This is a genomic window from Flavobacterium sp. (assembly GCF_046155325.1).
Lineage (GTDB): Bacteria > Bacteroidota > Bacteroidia > Flavobacteriales > Flavobacteriaceae > Flavobacterium.
Window position 1 is genome coordinate 1 of sequence record NZ_JBJXDQ010000049.1, and the last position, 17546, is coordinate 17546.

The window sequence follows — 17546 nt, forward strand, 5'->3', positions numbered from 1 at the left end:
TCAATAATTTTTTTACCTAAAACAGATGTCTCAGGGTCTTTGACATAAATTTTATTGTTGACTTGTATTTTGATGGTTGATAATATTTCTTTCATATTGAAATTATTTTGTGCAAATATAATAGTAATACTTTCAGTATTGAAAATTTTAACAATATTTTTAATTATACGATTATTAAAATCAATTTATACTTTTGAATTAGATAATTTTAATTATTTTTCAAATTACACTATTTTGTAACTGCACAACTTTGTAACTTTGTGTTTTAAAAAAACATATTATGTTTGGTATAGGCGGTGGCGAATTAATTTTTATTTTATTTATTATTTTAATGCTTTTTGGCTCGGACAAAGTACCAGAAATGGCAAGGACAATGGGTAAAGCTATGGCGCAGTTAAAGAATGCTACCAACGATATCAAAAGTGAAATTCAGAAAGGATCTGAAGCAAATGGTTTTGATCCAAAAAGTCTTACCGCTTTTACTCAAAATTTTACTTCAGAAATCGATGAAACAAAAAAATCTATTGTGGGCAATTATTCCAAGTTTACCGAAGACATTGATGTATCTTCTAATACAATAGTACAAGAAACAACAACTGAATTCAAAGAAGTTACCGATGATATTGTAGATAGTTTAGGTGCTATAAAACGAAAAAAATAATGCTTGAAAAAATAATAGCTTTAGATACCCAATTATTTATTTATTTAAACAGCCTTGGCTCTCCAGCCTTTGATAACCTCTGGTTAATCATTACAAAACAAGTATACTGGGCTCCTTTTTTTATATTACTAGGTTACTTAATTTTCAAAAAAAAAGGTTTAAAAAATCTCGGAATCGTTATCTTTTTTATTGCTTTGTTATTATTAGTTTGTAATGAATCTGTTGAGTTTTGTAAAATTACTTTTGAGCGTCTTAGGCCTTGTAATAATCCAGAAATTAGCAGTCTCATCAGAATTGTACATCACTCTAAAACATTTAGTTTCTTTTCTGGTCATGCAGCTAATTCCTTGGCAACTATGACTTTTTTGTTTTTAATTCTCAAAAAACACTATAAATACAGCTTTCTTATTTTTTTATATCCATTGATTTTTGCGTATAGCCGAATTTATCTAGGAGTCCATTATCCAACGGATATTATTACGGGTTATGTTTTTGGAATTTTTACAGGAATTTTGTTTTTTAAATTGTATTCCTATTTTTTTTCTCGAACGCAAATCAAATAACTCTCGAAACGGTTAGGCCGTCTCTTATGGGCAGCAGAACTGTTTCAACTCTAGGGTCATTTTTCAATAATAGATTGTACTCCAATAAAATTTTGGTACTGATGTCATTTTGTTGGATAGGTTCTAAAACCTTCCCACTCCACAAGACATTATCAGAAAGAATAATACCTCCCTTGTTCATTTTTGGAAGAATCAATTCAAAATAGTTGATGTAATTTTCCTTGTCGGCATCTATAAAAACCAAATCAAATTGTAGGTCTAAAGCGGGAATAATATTAATTGCTTCACCTAAATGCTGAACGATTTGATTTTTCCATGCCGATTGGTTAAAATATTTTCGCTGAAAATCAACCAATTCTTCTTTGATGTCAATCGTATGAAGCCTACCATTTTCTTGCATGCCTTCACACAAACACAAAGCCGAATAGCCAGTATAGGTTCCGATTTCGAGGATATTCATAGGTCTAATTAGTTTCGATAACATACTCAAAACTCGACCTTGAAAATGACCACTCAGCATTCTAGGCAATAAAATTTTTTGATAAGTTTCTTTATCTAAAGATTTTAGTAATTCAGGTTCTTTTTGGGAGTGATTGGCGATATAATCTTCTAATTCTTGGGAAATGAAATGCATTATTTTTTTTGGCAAAGTTATTAAATTATCAAATCAACAGACGAGCATTTATGCGAATTGATGAAATAAATCAACAAATAGTCATTAAATTTGCCGCATGCAAATCGATAAAAAAGACATACGAGCTTTATCAAAAGAACAATTACGTGATTTTTTTGTCACCAATGGAGACAAGGCTTTTCGTGGCAATCAAGTTTATGAATGGTTGTGGAGCAAGGGCGCACATCATTTTGATGATATGACCAATATTTCAAAACAAACACGATTTATACTAGAATCAAACTTTGTCATCAATCACATTAAGGTGGATACGATGCAACGTTCTGAAGATGGAACTGTAAAAAATGCTGTGCGTTTACACGATGGTTTGGTAGTAGAAAGTGTTTTGATCCCTACAAATACTAGGACAACCGCTTGTGTTTCTAGTCAAGTAGGCTGCAGCTTGGATTGTAATTTTTGTGCCACCGCACGTCTAAAAAGAATGCGAAACCTAGAACCTGCCGAAATTTATGATCAAGTTATTGCTATAGACAAAGAAAGTCGTTTGTATTACAATCATCCTTTGTCGAATATTGTATTTATGGGAATGGGCGAACCACTAATGAATTATAACAATGTGTTGAAAGCCATCGAAATGATTACTTCAAACGAAGGTTTGGGAATGTCACCAAAACGGATTATGCTCTCTACATCTGGAGTGCCTAAAATGATAAAAAAATTGGCAGATGATGAGGTAAAATTTAAATTAGCCGTTTCACTACATTCTGCGATAGACGAAATTAGGTCTAAAATTATGCCTTTTAGTGCTAATTTTCCCTTATCGGAATTGCGAGAATCTCTCGAATATTGGTACAAAAAAACCAAATCTAAAATCTCTTACGAATATGTGGTTTGGAAAGGGATTAATGATAACAAAGCCTCTATCGATGCCTTGGTGAAATTTTGCAAGTACGTGCCTTGCAAAGTCAATTTGATAGAATACAATCCTATCGATGATGGTGAGTTTCAACAAGCGTCTGAAGAATCTATAAATGCCTATATCAAAGCACTAGAAACCACAGGAATTGTTGTAAAAGTGAGAAGGAGCAGGGGCAAAGACATAGATGCCGCTTGTGGTCAATTAGCAAACAAAGAAGCATAAAAAAAGAGGCTTTCGCACTACTAGGCGAAAACCTCTTTTTTTAATCTGCAAGATTTACATTTTATTTCTCCTGAGTTCAATTACTTTCGACTCGCCATTAGTAGCCATAGTCGCCAAATTATTGCATTCGCCGTTTCCATAGTCTAAGGTGGCTAGGTCATCATTTTTTGTTATTTCAACAATACCGCTAACAGGAAAAGGCATTTTGCAGCTTGAATTAAATCGCAATGGTGTTTTTATAGTACTAGTGTATTTTGAACCGTTAGGAAAAGTTGTAATGTTGTATCCCCAAACCAAGAAAACATTATCTTCCCAGTTTCCAACCGTTGCAAATCCTTCGGTCATTTCTCTAACCCGAGTTCCAATTCTTGTATACACTTTTCCGTCAGGAAAGGTTACCTTTACATCAATAGAGTGGGTTGATACAGAATGTACTGTGGCTAACAATTCGGTACTTTTCATTTCGTGAGTAATGGTTTTATTACCTTCAATCAATTTGTCATTGTGATAGAAATTTTCAAGCACATATGAAATAGTTTTTAAACCTAAGGTAGTGCTTTTAGAAAAACTAATAATAATTTTTCCTTTCAAAACATTTCCGTTTGGCATAGTACAACCCAAAGTTCCAAAATCGATAGTTTTCGTATACGAATCTGTGCCAACTACAGTGTTAATTGTAGCGCAAAGAGGTAAGATGCTTTTTACGGGGCCACTTGTCTTGGTGGTTAAACTTTGCTGAACTGAAAATTGGTCTTCAGCAATAATTGTGACATCATCTAAGGAGGTATCAATTTCTGAATTGGCAATAACGTCATCATTTGTAATTATACTAGAAGTTAAAGGCACATCAACAGATTCATTGGTCGAACAACCAATAAAAAACGTGATGGAAAACAAGGCGACGAATAATAAAAATTTAGTTTTCATGATATAAATATTTAAGGTTTTAATTTAAGATTACAGAATTAATAAATGGTTTAATATCAAACTATTTTTTTTTATTAAAAATGATATATAATTTCTTAAACGTCTATTAGTAACATTTATTTCATAGAATTAAGTAAACTTAATATTTAAAACAGAATATGTTTTCTTTACTAACAGCTTTCAAATAGATGCTAAAGTTTTATTTGAAATAAGTATCTTTGAAATCCATATGAATATTACCTCTCAAATAAAACAGCCGATCCTAAATGAGATGGAACTTTTCGAAAAAAAGTTCTATGAATCGATGACTTCAAAGGTGGCTTTGTTAAATAGAATTACCTATTATATTGTGAATCGAAAAGGAAAACAGATGCGGCCGATGTTTGTTTTCTTGACTTCTAAAATGGTTTCTTCGGGAATTGTAAACGAAAGAACATACCGCGGAGCCTGTGTAATTGAATTAATTCATACTGCAACATTAGTTCATGATGACGTGGTAGATGACAGTAATCGTCGAAGAGGTTTTTTCTCAATTAATGCACTTTGGAAAAACAAAATAGCAGTTCTTGTTGGGGATTATTTATTGTCCAAAGGCTTATTGCTTTCTATCGATAATGGCGATTTTGATTTGCTTCGAATTATTTCTGTAGCAGTTCGCGAAATGAGTGAAGGAGAATTATTGCAGATAGAAAAAGCCAGAAGACTCGACATCACCGAAACGGTTTATTATGAAATTATCCGAAAAAAAACGGCAACACTTATTGCTGCATGTTGTGCACTTGGAGCAAAATCAGTAATTGAAGATGAAATTCAGGTAGAGAATATGCGGAAATTTGGAGAGCTCATAGGCATGGCTTTTCAAATAAAGGATGATTTATTTGATTATAGTGAAGAAGCCATTGGTAAACCCACAGGAATTGATATCAAAGAGCAAAAAATGACTTTACCACTGATTCATGTATTAAATAATTGTACTTCTAAAGAAAAATCGTGGCTGATCAATTCCATAAAAAATCATAACAAAGACAAAAAACGAGTGAGAGAAGTTATTGCCTTCGTAAAGGATAACAACGGCTTGATTTATGCAGAACAAAAAATGCAACAATTTCATCAAGAAGCACTTTTGCTTTTGGATAATTACCCTCAATCAGAGTTTAAAGACGCCTTGATTTTGATGGTGAATTATGTTATTGAAAGGAGAAAATGATAATGCTATTGCTTTTTTATATGTAGAGGAAAAAATAATTTTATCATTGTTCCAAATTTCTTTTGCGAAATAATTGTGAAAACACCTCCAGCTTTTATTGTTAAGATCTTGCTTATGAAGAGCCCTAATCCAATTCCTTCTTGTTTCGTCCGGTCGTGTTTAAATGGTTGATTTACATCTATTTTTTTTAATTCGTCATCGCTAAACCCTATGCCAAAATCTTCTATTTTAAGCTCATAATATTCCTCATTATATTTTTTTCCTGTAATAATAATTTTTTTAGATTTTTTGGAAAATTTTAATGCATTATCTGTTAGTTCAAAAAGGATAAATTGTAAATAATCTTCTTTAATTTTTATATTTGAATGATCAATAGAGGAAAATATTCTATTAGCCTGTTTTTCATCTGTATTAGTTATTTCATCCTTTATATTAAAAAAGCAATTTGATATTTCGGTATGAAAATTATCATCAAATTCAAGTTTATTGTTTTTTAGGTTTTGGTAGAGTGTTGAATTTTTTATAGCCCTGTTTAGTTTTTTTGCAGATGTTTTTATAGAATTATAAAACAAATCAATTTCATTTTGCTCTAAGTTATTTTTGGATTCTATCAAATGATCAATTGTTCCTAAAATCCCATATAAAGGCCTGTTGATTTCAGCTATAAAACCACTTTCATAACTAAAATTAAGGGTGTTGTAGGTATCTTTTATTTTTTCAAATCTTTCAATTTTTACTTGTATAATTTTTATTAAATCATCTGTTTTAAATGGTTTGGTAATGAAATAATCAATACCTCTAAGGGAACATTTTTCGATTTCATCGACATCATTTTTTGCTGTCAAAAAAATAAAAGGAATTTGGTTTAGTAACTTGGATTCATTTACAATTTCCTGAAATTTATAACCATCCATAATGGGCATCATTATATCACTTATAATTATGTCAGGAATCCAATGATTTAATATCTCTAAAGCAACTTGTCCATTCGCTGCACACTTAACATCGTAATTATTATGAATAAGCAATTCGCTTATAGTCTCTGTTAAATTTAATTCATCATCAACTAAAAGGATTTTATTTTTTTGCATTATTTAATTTGGATTTATGAAATGAAGTAATTTAAACTTATTTTGTAAATATAAAAGGGTTGACGAAATTTGTGATGTAAAACATAATCATTTAAAAATTAACTCTTATAAAGATTGTAATCTACAAAGATATAATAAAAAAGTGAGATTGTTCTTAGTTTACTTTAGAAAAATGAGGTTTTCAAACAACAGTTCCTTCATAAAAAAATCGTAAATGCGGTTCTTAATAAGTTAAAAAAAGCTGTTCAACACCATTAACTGCTTATAAAATAATAATTATTTGATGATAATTTGTTGACATGGCAATCGGTTTATTATCATTATCGTAAATGGTGTAGAACAGATTTTTTAAAGAAAAGTTGGATAAATATTTTAGAGAAGAATAAATCAAAATTTGACCCTTCGAGTGTTGATTTTGATGGCAGTCATACTTCTGCAATCAGAGGAGGCGAAGAAGCCGAATATTAAGGCAGAAGGAAACGTAAAAACAACTAATGCGTTTTATTTGAGCGATAGACGGGGTTTGCCATTAGTCATTTCAAACCCAATAGCTGTTAGCCATAACGACCTTTATAATATTGGAAGTCTAGTTTGAAGTAGTAACAGTAACATTAGAACAAGCAAATATCCCAGTTGACGGACTTTTTTTAAATGCTGATGCAGGTTTTATTCTAAAGAGTTTAGACTATGTTGTGAGAAAAAATAAATAAACGCTAATGTTTGTTTCAATACAAGAAATGGAGATACAGATAGAGATGAATATTTTGACCAATTACTGTATAATGAGCGCTATAAAATTGAGAGAACAAATCTTTGAGTGGACAGATTTAGTTTGTTACTAAATAGATTTGACACAACAATAGCTAGTCGGCTGGACTTTAATTATGTAGCTTTCATAATAATTGCACTAAAAAAATTTAATAAAATAAAAGTTTAAACGACTACAATAACGATATTTTTACATGAAATTGGCCAAGTAAAATACCGGATATTATGATCTTTCTAAAATCAAATTATCAATAAATTAATTTCATATGTTTATAAATTTTAATATACAAATATCATTATTTTTAAATACTGTTAATAATTAAAAAAAAAAGGTTGTATGAATATAATCAGAATAGTTATTTTAGTGCAATGAATAAAAACATAAATAAGATAGTTTTAATTGAGGATGATTTAGCTTTAGGTAGTTCGATTTCTGAGTTGTTATTATTGAGTGATTTTAATGTAAATTGGTTTTTTGACGGGGTAAAGGCGTTGGAATATTTATTTGCAAATATTCCAGATATTATTATAAGTGATATGATGATGCCTAATATGAGTGGAGAACAATTGTATATAAATATTCGAAAAAAACCTGAATTCAACTCAATTCCTTTTATTATTATTACCGCCAATGTGGATGATATAATGAAATATAAACATTTGGAGAACGGTGTAAATGATTATATAATGAAACCCTTTAATCCAAAAGAATTAATTTTAAAAATTAGGAATCTATTAAATTTCAAAAAAAATATAGAAAAAAAATTCAAGGTCGATCCTTTCTCAAAAGTTAGTATAAATTTATCCGAGAAAGATTTTTTAACAAGAATCAATGAGTTTTTATTGAAGGATATGAGGTCGAAGATTAATGTTGATGAATTATCAAAGGAACTATTTATTAGCAGATCAACATTGGATAAAAGAATTAGAAAGCTCTCAAATAAAAACATATCCCAATATATAAGAGAGTTTAAATTGGAATATGCAATTAGACTTATTGATTTAGGAGAAAAAAACATCCAGTTCATAGTAGATCAAACTGGATTTAATTCGTTGTCTTATTTTTCAACAAGTTTTAAATCCTATGTTGGCCTTACTACTAGGGATTATATTAAATCAATTCAAAAAAATTAACTTATTAGGATTTTTTTTTAGCTTATCAGTTAAAACAAATTTTTCCTTTATTTTTTCTTGTAAATTTATTTTTTTTAAATAGTCTCACACATTTACAACTTATTAATTTTTATTTTTCGGGAAAAAAATAGGTTTATAATAGGTTGTTTAGGTGAGAATTTAGAATTTACGTTTTTTAGTTTATTTTATATTGAAAAATATTTTTTAATTTTCTTGTAATTAGATTTTTTTAATACTTCTCTTAGTATCAAGTATATAATTGAAATTAGTTTTTAATCTTAACTTTTATAGGTTTTCATTGTTTTAGTGCACATTGATATACCGTTTACCTAATTATTATCAAATAGTGTTATTTATTTTTGGTTATCAATTAGTTTATGTTAGATATTTATAGTTTTAAACTAGGAAAAACCAAGGTTACTTTAGTTCCTTTTCCCAAAACACTTTCTAATTGAATAGACCCTGAATTCTTTTCGGTAAATGTTTTAACAATATAAAGTCCTAGACCAGTTCCTGAAATACCGTTAGTGTTGCTAGCTCTAAAAAAAGTATTAAATAGTTTTTGTTGGTCATCCTCAGGAATACCTATTCCAAAATCAATAATTTCAAGAATAACTTTTGATGAAATTAAAGAAAGAATTAGTTTTATATCGCCTGACCCTACGGAATATTTGAAGGCATTGTTTAACAAATTAAAAATTGAATAAGTCATTAGGTTTTTATCGGCAAAAACAATAAAATTTGTACCTTTAAAAAATGGTTGCACTTTACTGCCGTCCTTTTGATTGTTATAACTAGTGTCAATTACCTCAAGACATAGTTGTTTTAAATCAAATTGAACAGGGTTGAAGTTAGTTTTTCCAGCATCGTCTCTTGAAATAGTTAATACAGAATTCATCAGTTCAACTATTCTATCAATTTCTTCAGAGATAGTTCTTAATTGTTTTTCTAATCGCGGTTTTTTTTCAAAAGTTTGACCTTCAAGATAAATAGAAATCAGTTCAGCACTTGTTCTTATGGTTGTCATTGGAGTTCTAAATTCGTGGGAAACGGTAGAAACTAAATTAGACCGTAATTCATTAAGTTCTCTTTCTTTTATTAGTGTTTTTTCAATAATTTCTTCTTCTTCTTTCCTTGTCGTTATATCTCGGCTGCTAGACTGAAACCCTGTTTTTATATCTTTTTCTTTTATAATATTTGCCTTCGTTTCTAGCCAAATATATTTACCTTCATTATTCCTAAATCTTGCAATAGTGGTGTCATTTACTTTTTCATCAATAAAATCAGTAAAACTATCTTCGAGGTCTTTCAAATCTTCAGGGTGGGCAAAATCTAAAAGAGATTTTCCTTCCATATCTTCAGGATTATATCCTAAGATATTGACCACCGAAGGAGAAACATATTGAAAAGTAGTATCTAACGTATGCAAACATATTAAATCAACAGAATTTTCAGCTAAAAAACGATACCTGTTTTTAGCTTCATTTAGTTGAATAGCTCTGTTTTTATTATTTTCTTCAATTAATAATTTATTTTGATTTTCTATTTTTTTTCGTTCAGTGATGTCAATAATTTGAACGATGTAGTAGATTTCATTTTTGTTTTTTTTGACCAAAGAGACAGAAATATTTGTCCATACAAGAGCGTTATTTTTTTTAATAAACCTTTTTTCAGAGTTGAAGTTGGTTGTTTTGCCTGAATCTAAACTTTTTTTATATTCTAAGTCTAAGGCTAAATCTTCAAAATAAGTGATTTCTTGAAATGTTAAGGATTTCATTTCTTGATTCGAATAGCCCAGTATTTTGCAAAGCTTATCGTTGACTTCGATATAATACCCTTTTTCGTCTACTAACGCCATTCCTGCTGGCGAATATTCAAAAGCTCCTTTAAACTTAGCTTCGCTTTGCCGCAATTCATCTTCCAGTTTTTTAAGTGCAGTGATATCATTAAACGAACATACAACATATAGCAATGTTCCTAAATCATCAAATACAGGAACGGCATCAACTAGAAGCCAAACCATATCCATAGAAACAGGGCGATATACCCCCATAATTACATTTTTTACTGGCTTCAAGAATTTGATTGCTCTAAGTGCAGGATGCTCTTCGGGAAGAAAATTAGAGCCATCAATATGAAATACTTTCCAGTACTCGTCAAACGAAGTCATACCAATTAATTGATTTTCTGTAATGCCTAACATTTCACAAGCGGACTTATTGGTCTCTATAACTTCAGCTTGAGGATTTTGGATTATTATTCCAACAGCAACATTGTCAATAATACTATTAAGCAGTTGCTTGCTTTTAAGGATTTCTTGTTCTGCTTTTTTGCTTTCGGTGATATTAACTCCAAATCCAATCATCATTTCAAAAGTACCATCTTTATGGAAAACGGGATTCAATTTTCGAGTGTGATAAGAGGTTAAGCCATTATATGGACTAGTGATACTGTCTTCCCATTGAATCAAATTTTTAGATTCCATAGCTTGCAAAAATTTTGCCCTTCTTTTTGTTGCTGAGGAATCATCTCGTCCAGTATGTTTCGCATATTCAAAATCATCTTTTCCTATGATAAACGCTCTAAGCTCAACGTCATTTATGGCAGCTTGATTCAGATATAGGTATCTGTGATCTTGGTCAAAAACAGCTACATCTGTTGGGATTTGATCTAGTATTTTTTCATAAAATTCTTTTTGTTGTGAAATTTTTTGTTGTATTTCAATGTGTTCCGTAATGTCTCTACAATTCCCAATATAATTAATTTCCCCATTTTTTTCAGATAATTTTAAACTAGAAGTGTGCCAGGTATAATGGCCCTCTTTGTGCAAGATTCTATAGGTAATCTCATTTTCAATTTTCCCTATTTCAATTGTATTGTTTAAATAAGCAGTAACTATTTTCAAATCCTCAGGATGCAAAAACAAGCTGTAGTTTTTGCCTATCACTTCGTGGAGTTCATGCCCAAGAAAAGCAGTCCAATTTTTCGACACATAGCTGATGATTCCTTCTGTGTTAAGTTCGTAATAAATTTCTTTTGAATTGTCAATGAATAATTGAAATTGGGTTTCTTTCTCCCTTATTGTATTTGACTGAACTTTATTTTGTTCAATTGCTTCTAATTTGCAACTAATTTGTTTGGCAGCATATTCCAAGGATCTTAATTGAGCGATTGAGAGTTCTTTAGCTTTCAAATCGAAAATGCAAATTGATCCTACTGCTACATTTTGATCATCAAGGATGGGTAATCCCACAAAAAAACAGAACTCAGATTCCGAAAGATTTGAATTATCAGATTGATGTTTCGAGTCTTTCTTTAGGTCAGAAATTTTTATAACGGCACTCTGTTTAATGACATTCTGATTGTAAAGTAAAATCTCTTTAGGGATGGACGCAGCATCAAAGCTTATTTTTGTTATAGTTAGTGTATCGCTAGAATCACGATGGGTTATAAATGCAAACGGAACTTCACATATTTCCGAAATGAATGAAAGGGTGTCCTTGAACTCATGCTCAAAATTTATGCAGTCAGATATTTTGCGAGTTTCTTGATTCATTTTAATAATAGATTTGTTGGGAAATAATTATTAAGATTTGGTTAATTTAGTGATGTAAAAATAACATTTAATTCGTTACTTAGGTATATGACAATTTGTCTATTTATAATGTCTTTATAGTTTCCGAAATATCAAATCAGAACAGCTTATTTTTAAATTTTTTTAAATTTAAATTGTATTATTGCTTAAGATTTAAATTTAATTTTATTTGTTGCAATAAATAATTTAGTCGGGCTAAACTTTGTAACTTTGGCTTTCAAAAACACATAAATTGATTTCAAAAGCCACTATAGATACTGTTTTCGAAACTGCTCGAGTAGAGGAGGTTGTTGGCGATTTTGTACAATTGAAACGTGCCGGAAGCAACTTCAAGGGATTAAGTCCTTTCTCTGATGAGCGTTCACCCTCGTTTATGGTTTCGCCAGCGAAAGGAATTTGGAAAGATTTTAGTTCTGGAAAAGGAGGAAATTCTGTGGCTTTCTTGATGGAACATTCCCATTTCACCTATCCAGAAGCCATTCGATATCTCGCTAAAAAGTACAATATCGAAATTGAAGAGACCGAACAAACCGATGAAGAAAAAGCAAATACGGATGTTCGCGAAAGTATGTACTTGGTTTCTGAATTTGCCAAAGATTATTTTCACAATACGCTTTTACATTCTGAAGAAGGTAAAGCTATTGGGCTTTCTTATTTCAAGGAAAGAGGTTTTAGCAATGAAACAATAAAGAAATTTGCTCTTGGATATTCGCATGAAACTTGGGATGCGTTTACCAAAGAAGCACTGGGAAAAGGCTATAAATTAGAGTTTCTGGAAAGTACCGGATTGACAATTCCAAAAGACGACAGACCGTTTGATAGATTCAAAGGTCGCGTGATGTTTCCCATCCAAAGTATGTCGGGAAGGGTTTTGGGTTTTGGAGGAAGAATTTTGGGCAATGATAAAAAAGCAGCAAAATATCTTAATTCACCTGAAAGTGATATTTACCATAAAAGTAAGGTTTTGTATGGGATTTTTCAATCCAAGCAAGCCATTGCCAAACAAAATAATTGTTATTTAGTCGAAGGTTACACTGATGTTATCCAGTTTAATCAAGCGGGAATAGAAAATGTTGTGGCTTCCTCAGGAACGGCATTGACACCCGACCAAATCCGATTAATTAACAGATTGACGAAAAATATTACTGTTCTTTTTGACGGTGATGCTGCGGGATTGCGTGCTTCCATTCGGGGAATCGACTTGATTCTCGAAGAAGGAATGAATGTGAAAGTTTGTGCTTTTCCTGACGGAGAAGATCCGGATAGTTTTGCCAAGAAAACGCCTTACGAAGAGTTGGTCAAATATTTAGATGAAAATTCTAAAGATTTTATCCAATTTAAAGCATCGTTGTTGATGAATGATGCGAAAAACGACCCGATAAAAAAAGCCGATTTAATTCGGGATATGGTGGTGAGTATTTCGAAAATTCCGGACAGAATTCAGCGAGAAATTTATATTCAGGAGTGTTCTCGAATTATGGAAATTTCCGAACAAGTTCTAGTAAGTACCTTGTCTCAATTGGTTCAAAAGGACATTTCAGACCTTGGAAAAAAGCAAAAGCAGGAGCAAAGAGCCTTTGAAGTTGTTAAAAACGAAACGCCTATTCAGATTGAAAAATTCGACATTCTCTATAGTTTAGAACGAAAGATCATCGAAATTCTATTGCTGTACGGAAATAAAACGGAGGAATTTGAAGATGTGCTTTTAAAAACAAATCAAGAAGCAGAAATTGAGTATATAACTGAAAAAAAGGATTATAAAGTATATCAAAGAATATTTTTAAGTTTGCAAGAAGATGAAGTAGAGTTGGCTAATCCTTTATTTAGAGATATATTCAATAATTTAATTTCTTATTTTCATCAAAATGAGAATTTTAATATTGAGCAATATTTAATGCATTTACAACCTGAATTTGCTCAAGAAGTAACCGATATTTTAATGGAAGATGAAAGGTTATTTTTGCACAATTGGGAAGGTCAGAATATTTTTCCAAAAACAAAAAATGAATCCATTAGTCAATACGTTTCTGAAACAATTTTGACATTGCGATGGCATCTTGTAGATAAAATAATCGAAGAAATAAAAAACTCTATATCAACTGAACCTGATTCAGATAATATGGAGTCTATGGCTATGGCTATGGATTATTACAAACTAATCAATTCTTTTGCGAAAAAATTAGGAAGGGTAATGTCTAGAAGCACTACCTAAACTATTTCAAGCGTTTTTGCCTTGTTGACCAAATCTACTAGATTAGTAACATTCAATTTCTGCAAAAGTCTTAATTTATAGGTGCTAATAGTTTTTTCGTTAAGATTAAGAATAACGGCGATTTCATTATTTTTCTTTCCATCACTTAAATAGCGCAAAACTTCAACTTCACGATTAGACAGTTTTCTGTACAAACGTTCACTTTTCTTTTGTTTTGCAATTAAATCAAGATTTTTCTTAACAGTTTCGTTAAGGATTATTTTTCCTTGACTTACTTTAATAATTGCTTGTCCCAATGTATCAAGTTTTTCTTTTTTGGATATAAAACCTGAAACGCCAGCTTTAATGGCATTTGGTGCGTATACTTGCTCTGAAAGGTCGCTGTAAATGATGATTTTTGTTTTATTAAAATTTTTCAAAATAGACTTTACTTCAAAAATACTTGAAAGTCCATCCATTTCTAAATCCAAAATCAAAATATCTACTTCTTTGGTAAGCAAAATGTCTCTAATCATTAAAAAGCTTCCGACATTAGCTGCTATAGAAATGCTATCATGTTCTTTAAAATAAGATTTTACCCCAAAATGAACAACTGGATGTGAATCTGCTAAACAAACTTTAATCATAATCTTAGATTTTAAATTATTAAACTAATAAAATGTAAATAAACAATTAATACTATAAATTTACAATCTTTTTGGATTATAAAAAGGTTTAATAAGTCTTTTTTAGGTACAATATAGTTCAATATAAGAATTATCTTATTTCAGGCGAGATAAGACATAGCGGAATTTTATCCATTTTATGTTTGTTAGTTGTATTTAATCGTTTGTAAATATCAAAAACTATCTTTTCTCTTCCATCAAAATCAGCAATGCTTTTGCCTTTTTCATCTTCTAGCATAGCCCATTCTAATTCATCATAACTAGCGCCAAGCTGATCTTCATCGGTTCTATCATCGCCAAATAACCCATCAGTAGGCGAGGCATTCAAAATAGAATTTGGAATTTTTAAATATTCACCCAATGCATACACATCCGATTTCATTAAATCAGCAATTGGACTTAAATCAACTCCGCCATCACCATATTTTGTGTAAAAACCAACCCCAAAATCTTCTACTTTATTTCCAGTTCCAGCGACTAGTAAGCCATGAATTCCAGCAAAATAGTATAAAGTTGTCATCCTAATTCTTGCTCTAGTATTAGCAAGTGATAAATTCACTTTATCTTCATCAATACTACTAGGAATCACACTCTTAAAACCTTCGAATACCGATGTTAAATCCGCTTCAATATTCTTAACATTAGGAAATCTATTTTTTAATTGTTCAATGTGTTCACGACCTCTACTCACTTGGCTTGGTGCTTGATGAATGGGCATTTCTACGCATAAAGTTTTTAGTCCAGTTTGTGCGCAAAGGGTGGAAGTTACTGCCGAATCTACTCCTCCTGAAATCCCTACAACAAAACCTGATACTTTTGCGTTTTCAGCATAAGTTTTTAACCAATTAACAATATGTGTGTTTACTTTTTCAACCTGAATTTTGCTTTTTTTAGTCATAATACTTTAAGATTTTAAAAAGTAGTAATTGTATATTTGCAAAAATAATAATTAATGCACCTAAACTAGGTAATTGAATATTAATATTTTTTTAATTATTAGGTATTTAACAGTTGTTCAATAAATAAAATAAATGAGAAAAACATTTTTCCTGATTTTACTAATAGTATTATCAGTTTCCTGTGATAAAAAATCTAAAGTTGAAAAAGAAATAGAAACGATTCCAGTTCAAATTAAAGTTGAACGTTTTGACAAGCTTTTTTTTGAAACTCCTCTAAAGGATTTACATAAATTAAAAGTAGCATTTCCTTATTTTTTTCCAGCTGGTAATGAAGATAGTATTTGGTTAAACAAAATGCAAAATCCACTTTGGAGAGAGTTGTATTCTGAGGTAGAAAAAAAATATTCAAATTTCGAACCCGTTCAGAAAGAATTAGAAACTCTTTTTAAACAGATAAAATATAACTTCCCAGAAACTAAAACACCAAAAGTGGTTACTGTAATTTCTGAAATGGATTACAACAATAAGGTAATATTTGCAGATAGTTTATTGATTATTTCCCTTGAATTGTATTTAGGTAAGGAACATAGGTTTTATCAATTTCCTAAATATTTGAAACAAAATTTTGAACAAAAGCAAATGATGCCTGATATTGTTAGTAGTTTTTATTATCAAATAACAAACCCAAATACAGAAAAAAACTTATTGAGTCAAATGATTTTCTTTGGTAAACAATTATATTTTAAAGATGTTTTAATTCCAAATTATGATGACGCTAGTAAAATTGGATATATGCCCGAGCAAATACAATGGTGTAAAGAAAATGAAAGTTATATGTGGCGCTATTTTATTGAAAAACAACTTTTGTATAGTGACGATCAAAAACTTAATAATCGATTTATTAATCCAGCTCCTTTTTCTAAATTTTATCTTGAAATTGATAATGAATCTCCAGGAAGAGTAGGCGTTTGGCTTGGATGGCAAATTGTTCGGTCTTACATGAAAAACAATGACGCTTCTCTTCAGAATATGTTAAAAATGAATCCCAAAGAATTATTTGAAAAATCTAAATATAAACCTAAGAAATAATGCTAAATACAACTGAAATAAAATTATCGATTGAGCTAGATAACAATAGAGTTCCTGAAAAATTGATGTGGGCAGCTACAGAAGGAGGAATTAATCAAGAAGAAGCAAAAGCATTTATGCTATCAGTTTGGGATAGTAATGAAAAATCAACTAAGTGTATTGAATTGTGGACTAAAGACATGCCTGTTGACGAAATGAAAATATTTTTTCACCAAACCTTGAGCTCTATGACCGAAACTTTTCTTCGCGCTACCGGTGACGAAAAAATGGCGGCAACTATGAAGGATTTTTGTGATTATTTTGCAGAAAAACTAGAGTTGAAGTTGTAATTAAAACTGACCATTGTTTTTAAAAACTTCTTGATTGACTTCGTCTATATAGTTTAAGACAATTTCTTTTCCAGTAGATTCAGTAGCTGAAGTTACAAAATATTGTGGCATTTCTGCCCAATTGTTAGCGAACATTTGTTTTTTGTAGGCTGCTATATGCGAATCGATTTTAGTTTTGCTAATTTTATCAGCTTTGGTAAAAATGATACAAAACGGAATTTCGCTTTCTCCCATATACGACATGAATTCAATATCAATTGCTTGTGCTTCATGCCGAATATCTATTAATACAAAAGCACAAACTAATTGTTCTCTAGTTTCAAAATAATCGGTTATAAATTGTTGAAAAACAGATTTGGTTTTTTTAGAAACTTTAGCATAGCCATAACCTGGTAAATCAACTAGAAACCAATTGTTATTTATCAAAAAATGGTTAATTAATTGTGTTTTTCCAGGTCTTCCTGAAGTTTTTGCTAAATTTTTATGGTTGGTAAGCATGTTAATTAAAGAGGACTTGCCCACATTTGATCTACCAATAAATGCATATTCTGGTAAAAAATCTTTCGGACATTTAGCTACTTCAGAGTTGCTAATTATAAATTCAGCAGTATTAATTTTCATGTATTAATTT

Annotated in this window: 16 protein-coding genes and 1 pseudogene; 9 read left to right on the plus strand and 8 right to left on the minus strand. The window is 30.5% G+C overall.

Annotation, left to right across the window (positions count from 1 at the left end):
- A pseudogene (locus ACKVOD_RS03075) lies at window positions 1–95 on the minus strand (TetR/AcrR family transcriptional regulator); the annotation flags it as partial.
- Between the two features lie 185 nt (window positions 96–280).
- Between ACKVOD_RS03075 and ACKVOD_RS03080 the strand changes: the two are divergent.
- The gene (locus ACKVOD_RS03080) at window positions 281–661 is read left to right on the plus strand and encodes a twin-arginine translocase TatA/TatE family subunit (protein WP_409208013.1); all 381 of its coding nucleotides are present in this window, start codon (window positions 281–283) and stop codon (window positions 659–661) included.
- Window positions 661–1224: a phosphatase PAP2 family protein gene (locus ACKVOD_RS03085; protein ID WP_409208014.1), complete on the plus strand. Its 564-nt coding sequence runs from the start codon at window positions 661–663 to the stop codon at window positions 1222–1224. Before ACKVOD_RS03080 ends, ACKVOD_RS03085 begins: the two co-directional genes overlap by 1 nt.
- Here ACKVOD_RS03085 and ACKVOD_RS03090 read toward each other — a convergent pair.
- Entirely contained in the window at window positions 1217–1858 is a 642-nt protein-coding gene (locus ACKVOD_RS03090; protein ID WP_409208015.1) for an O-methyltransferase, read from the minus strand. The genes ACKVOD_RS03085 and ACKVOD_RS03090 overlap by 8 nt on opposite strands.
- 97 nt (window positions 1859–1955) lie before the next feature.
- Between ACKVOD_RS03090 and rlmN the strand changes: the two genes are divergently transcribed.
- Window positions 1956–2999, plus strand: a complete 1044-nt coding sequence (gene rlmN, locus ACKVOD_RS03095; protein ID WP_409208016.1) for a 23S rRNA (adenine(2503)-C(2))-methyltransferase RlmN — start codon at window positions 1956–1958, stop codon at window positions 2997–2999.
- A gap of 54 nt (window positions 3000–3053) precedes the next feature.
- Here rlmN and ACKVOD_RS03100 read toward each other — a convergent pair whose 3' ends face one another.
- On the minus strand, window positions 3054–3926 hold the full coding sequence (locus ACKVOD_RS03100) for a hypothetical protein (RefSeq protein WP_409208017.1): 873 nt from the start codon (window positions 3924–3926) through the stop codon (window positions 3054–3056).
- A gap of 229 nt (window positions 3927–4155) precedes the next feature.
- On the opposite strand from ACKVOD_RS03100, the gene ACKVOD_RS03105 reads away from it, so the two are divergent.
- The gene (locus tag ACKVOD_RS03105; protein WP_409208018.1) at window positions 4156–5133 is read left to right on the plus strand and encodes a polyprenyl synthetase family protein; all 978 of its coding nucleotides are present in this window, start codon (window positions 4156–4158) and stop codon (window positions 5131–5133) included.
- A 5-nt stretch (window positions 5134–5138) separates the two neighbouring features.
- Here the strand turns inward: ACKVOD_RS03105 and ACKVOD_RS03110 are convergent, their stop codons facing one another.
- Entirely contained in the window at window positions 5139–6224 is a 1086-nt protein-coding gene (locus ACKVOD_RS03110) for a response regulator (RefSeq protein ID WP_409208019.1), read from the minus strand.
- A 294-nt stretch (window positions 6225–6518) separates the two neighbouring features.
- Here ACKVOD_RS03110 and ACKVOD_RS03115 point away from each other — a divergent pair, with 294 nt between their 5' ends.
- Together ACKVOD_RS03115 and ACKVOD_RS03120 are read left to right on the plus strand one after the other, a co-directional pair.
- Window positions 6519–6692 (plus strand): hypothetical protein, encoded by a 174-nt coding sequence (locus ACKVOD_RS03115; protein ID WP_409208020.1) that lies wholly within the window; start codon window positions 6519–6521, stop codon window positions 6690–6692.
- A gap of 669 nt (window positions 6693–7361) precedes the next feature.
- Window positions 7362–8126, plus strand: a complete 765-nt coding sequence (locus ACKVOD_RS03120; protein ID WP_409208021.1) for a response regulator — start codon at window positions 7362–7364, stop codon at window positions 8124–8126.
- 388 nt (window positions 8127–8514) lie between these two features.
- On the opposite strand, the gene ACKVOD_RS03125 is transcribed toward ACKVOD_RS03120, so the two are convergent.
- Window positions 8515–11682, minus strand: coding sequence for a PAS domain S-box protein (locus ACKVOD_RS03125; RefSeq protein ID WP_409208022.1), 3168 nt, complete (start codon window positions 11680–11682; stop codon window positions 8515–8517).
- Window positions 11683–11953: 271 nt separating this feature from the next.
- On the opposite strand from ACKVOD_RS03125, the gene dnaG reads away from it, so the two are divergent.
- Entirely contained in the window at window positions 11954–13933 is a 1980-nt protein-coding gene (gene dnaG, locus ACKVOD_RS03130; RefSeq protein WP_409208023.1) for a DNA primase, read from the plus strand.
- Here dnaG and ACKVOD_RS03135 read toward each other — a convergent pair.
- Window positions 13930–14559: a LuxR C-terminal-related transcriptional regulator gene (locus ACKVOD_RS03135; RefSeq protein WP_409208024.1), complete on the minus strand. Its 630-nt coding sequence runs from the start codon at window positions 14557–14559 to the stop codon at window positions 13930–13932. The two genes, dnaG and ACKVOD_RS03135, sit on opposite strands and share 4 nt — an antisense overlap.
- A 130-nt stretch (window positions 14560–14689) precedes the next feature.
- Window positions 14690–15496, minus strand: a complete 807-nt coding sequence (gene nadE / locus ACKVOD_RS03140; protein ID WP_409208025.1) for an NAD(+) synthase — start codon at window positions 15494–15496, stop codon at window positions 14690–14692.
- A gap of 133 nt (window positions 15497–15629) precedes the next feature.
- On the opposite strand from nadE, the gene gldB reads away from it, so the two are divergent.
- Both gldB and gldC read left to right on the plus strand, forming a co-directional pair.
- A complete protein-coding gene (gene gldB, locus ACKVOD_RS03145) occupies window positions 15630–16586 on the plus strand; it encodes a gliding motility lipoprotein GldB (RefSeq protein WP_409208026.1) in 957 nt (318 codons plus the stop codon).
- Window positions 16586–16915 (plus strand): gliding motility protein GldC, encoded by a 330-nt coding sequence (gene gldC, locus ACKVOD_RS03150; RefSeq protein WP_409208027.1) that lies wholly within the window; start codon window positions 16586–16588, stop codon window positions 16913–16915. The genes gldB and gldC overlap by 1 nt, the downstream gene beginning before the upstream one ends.
- Here the strand turns inward: gldC and yihA are convergent, their stop codons facing one another.
- On the minus strand, window positions 16916–17536 hold the full coding sequence (yihA, locus tag ACKVOD_RS03155) for a ribosome biogenesis GTP-binding protein YihA/YsxC (RefSeq protein WP_409208028.1): 621 nt from the start codon (window positions 17534–17536) through the stop codon (window positions 16916–16918).
- Between the last annotated feature and the right edge of the window lie 10 nt (window positions 17537–17546).

Bases quoted from the DNA above. Each gene is read 5' to 3' on its own strand.
- ACKVOD_RS03080 (WP_409208013.1), top strand. From the start codon at position 281: ATGTTTGGTATAGGCGGTGGCGAATTAATTTTTATTTTATTTATTATT.
- ACKVOD_RS03085 (WP_409208014.1), top strand. From the start codon at position 661: ATGCTTGAAAAAATAATAGCTTTAGATACCCAATTATTTATTTATTTA.
- ACKVOD_RS03090 (WP_409208015.1), bottom strand. From the start codon at position 1,858: ATGCATTTCATTTCCCAAGAATTAGAAGATTATATCGCCAATCACTCC.
- rlmN (WP_409208016.1), top strand. From the start codon at position 1,956: ATGCAAATCGATAAAAAAGACATACGAGCTTTATCAAAAGAACAATTA.
- ACKVOD_RS03100 (WP_409208017.1), bottom strand. From the start codon at position 3,926: ATGAAAACTAAATTTTTATTATTCGTCGCCTTGTTTTCCATCACGTTT.
- ACKVOD_RS03105 (WP_409208018.1), top strand. From the start codon at position 4,156: ATGAATATTACCTCTCAAATAAAACAGCCGATCCTAAATGAGATGGAA.
- ACKVOD_RS03110 (WP_409208019.1), bottom strand. From the start codon at position 6,224: ATGCAAAAAAATAAAATCCTTTTAGTTGATGATGAATTAAATTTAACA.
- ACKVOD_RS03120 (WP_409208021.1), top strand. From the start codon at position 7,362: ATGAATAAAAACATAAATAAGATAGTTTTAATTGAGGATGATTTAGCT.
- ACKVOD_RS03125 (WP_409208022.1), bottom strand. From the start codon at position 11,682: ATGAATCAAGAAACTCGCAAAATATCTGACTGCATAAATTTTGAGCAT.
- ACKVOD_RS03135 (WP_409208024.1), bottom strand. From the start codon at position 14,559: ATGATTAAAGTTTGTTTAGCAGATTCACATCCAGTTGTTCATTTTGGG.
- nadE (WP_409208025.1), bottom strand. From the start codon at position 15,496: ATGACTAAAAAAAGCAAAATTCAGGTTGAAAAAGTAAACACACATATT.
- gldB (WP_409208026.1), top strand. From the start codon at position 15,630: ATGAGAAAAACATTTTTCCTGATTTTACTAATAGTATTATCAGTTTCC.
- gldC (WP_409208027.1), top strand. From the start codon at position 16,586: ATGCTAAATACAACTGAAATAAAATTATCGATTGAGCTAGATAACAAT.
- yihA (WP_409208028.1), bottom strand. From the start codon at position 17,536: ATGAAAATTAATACTGCTGAATTTATAATTAGCAACTCTGAAGTAGCT.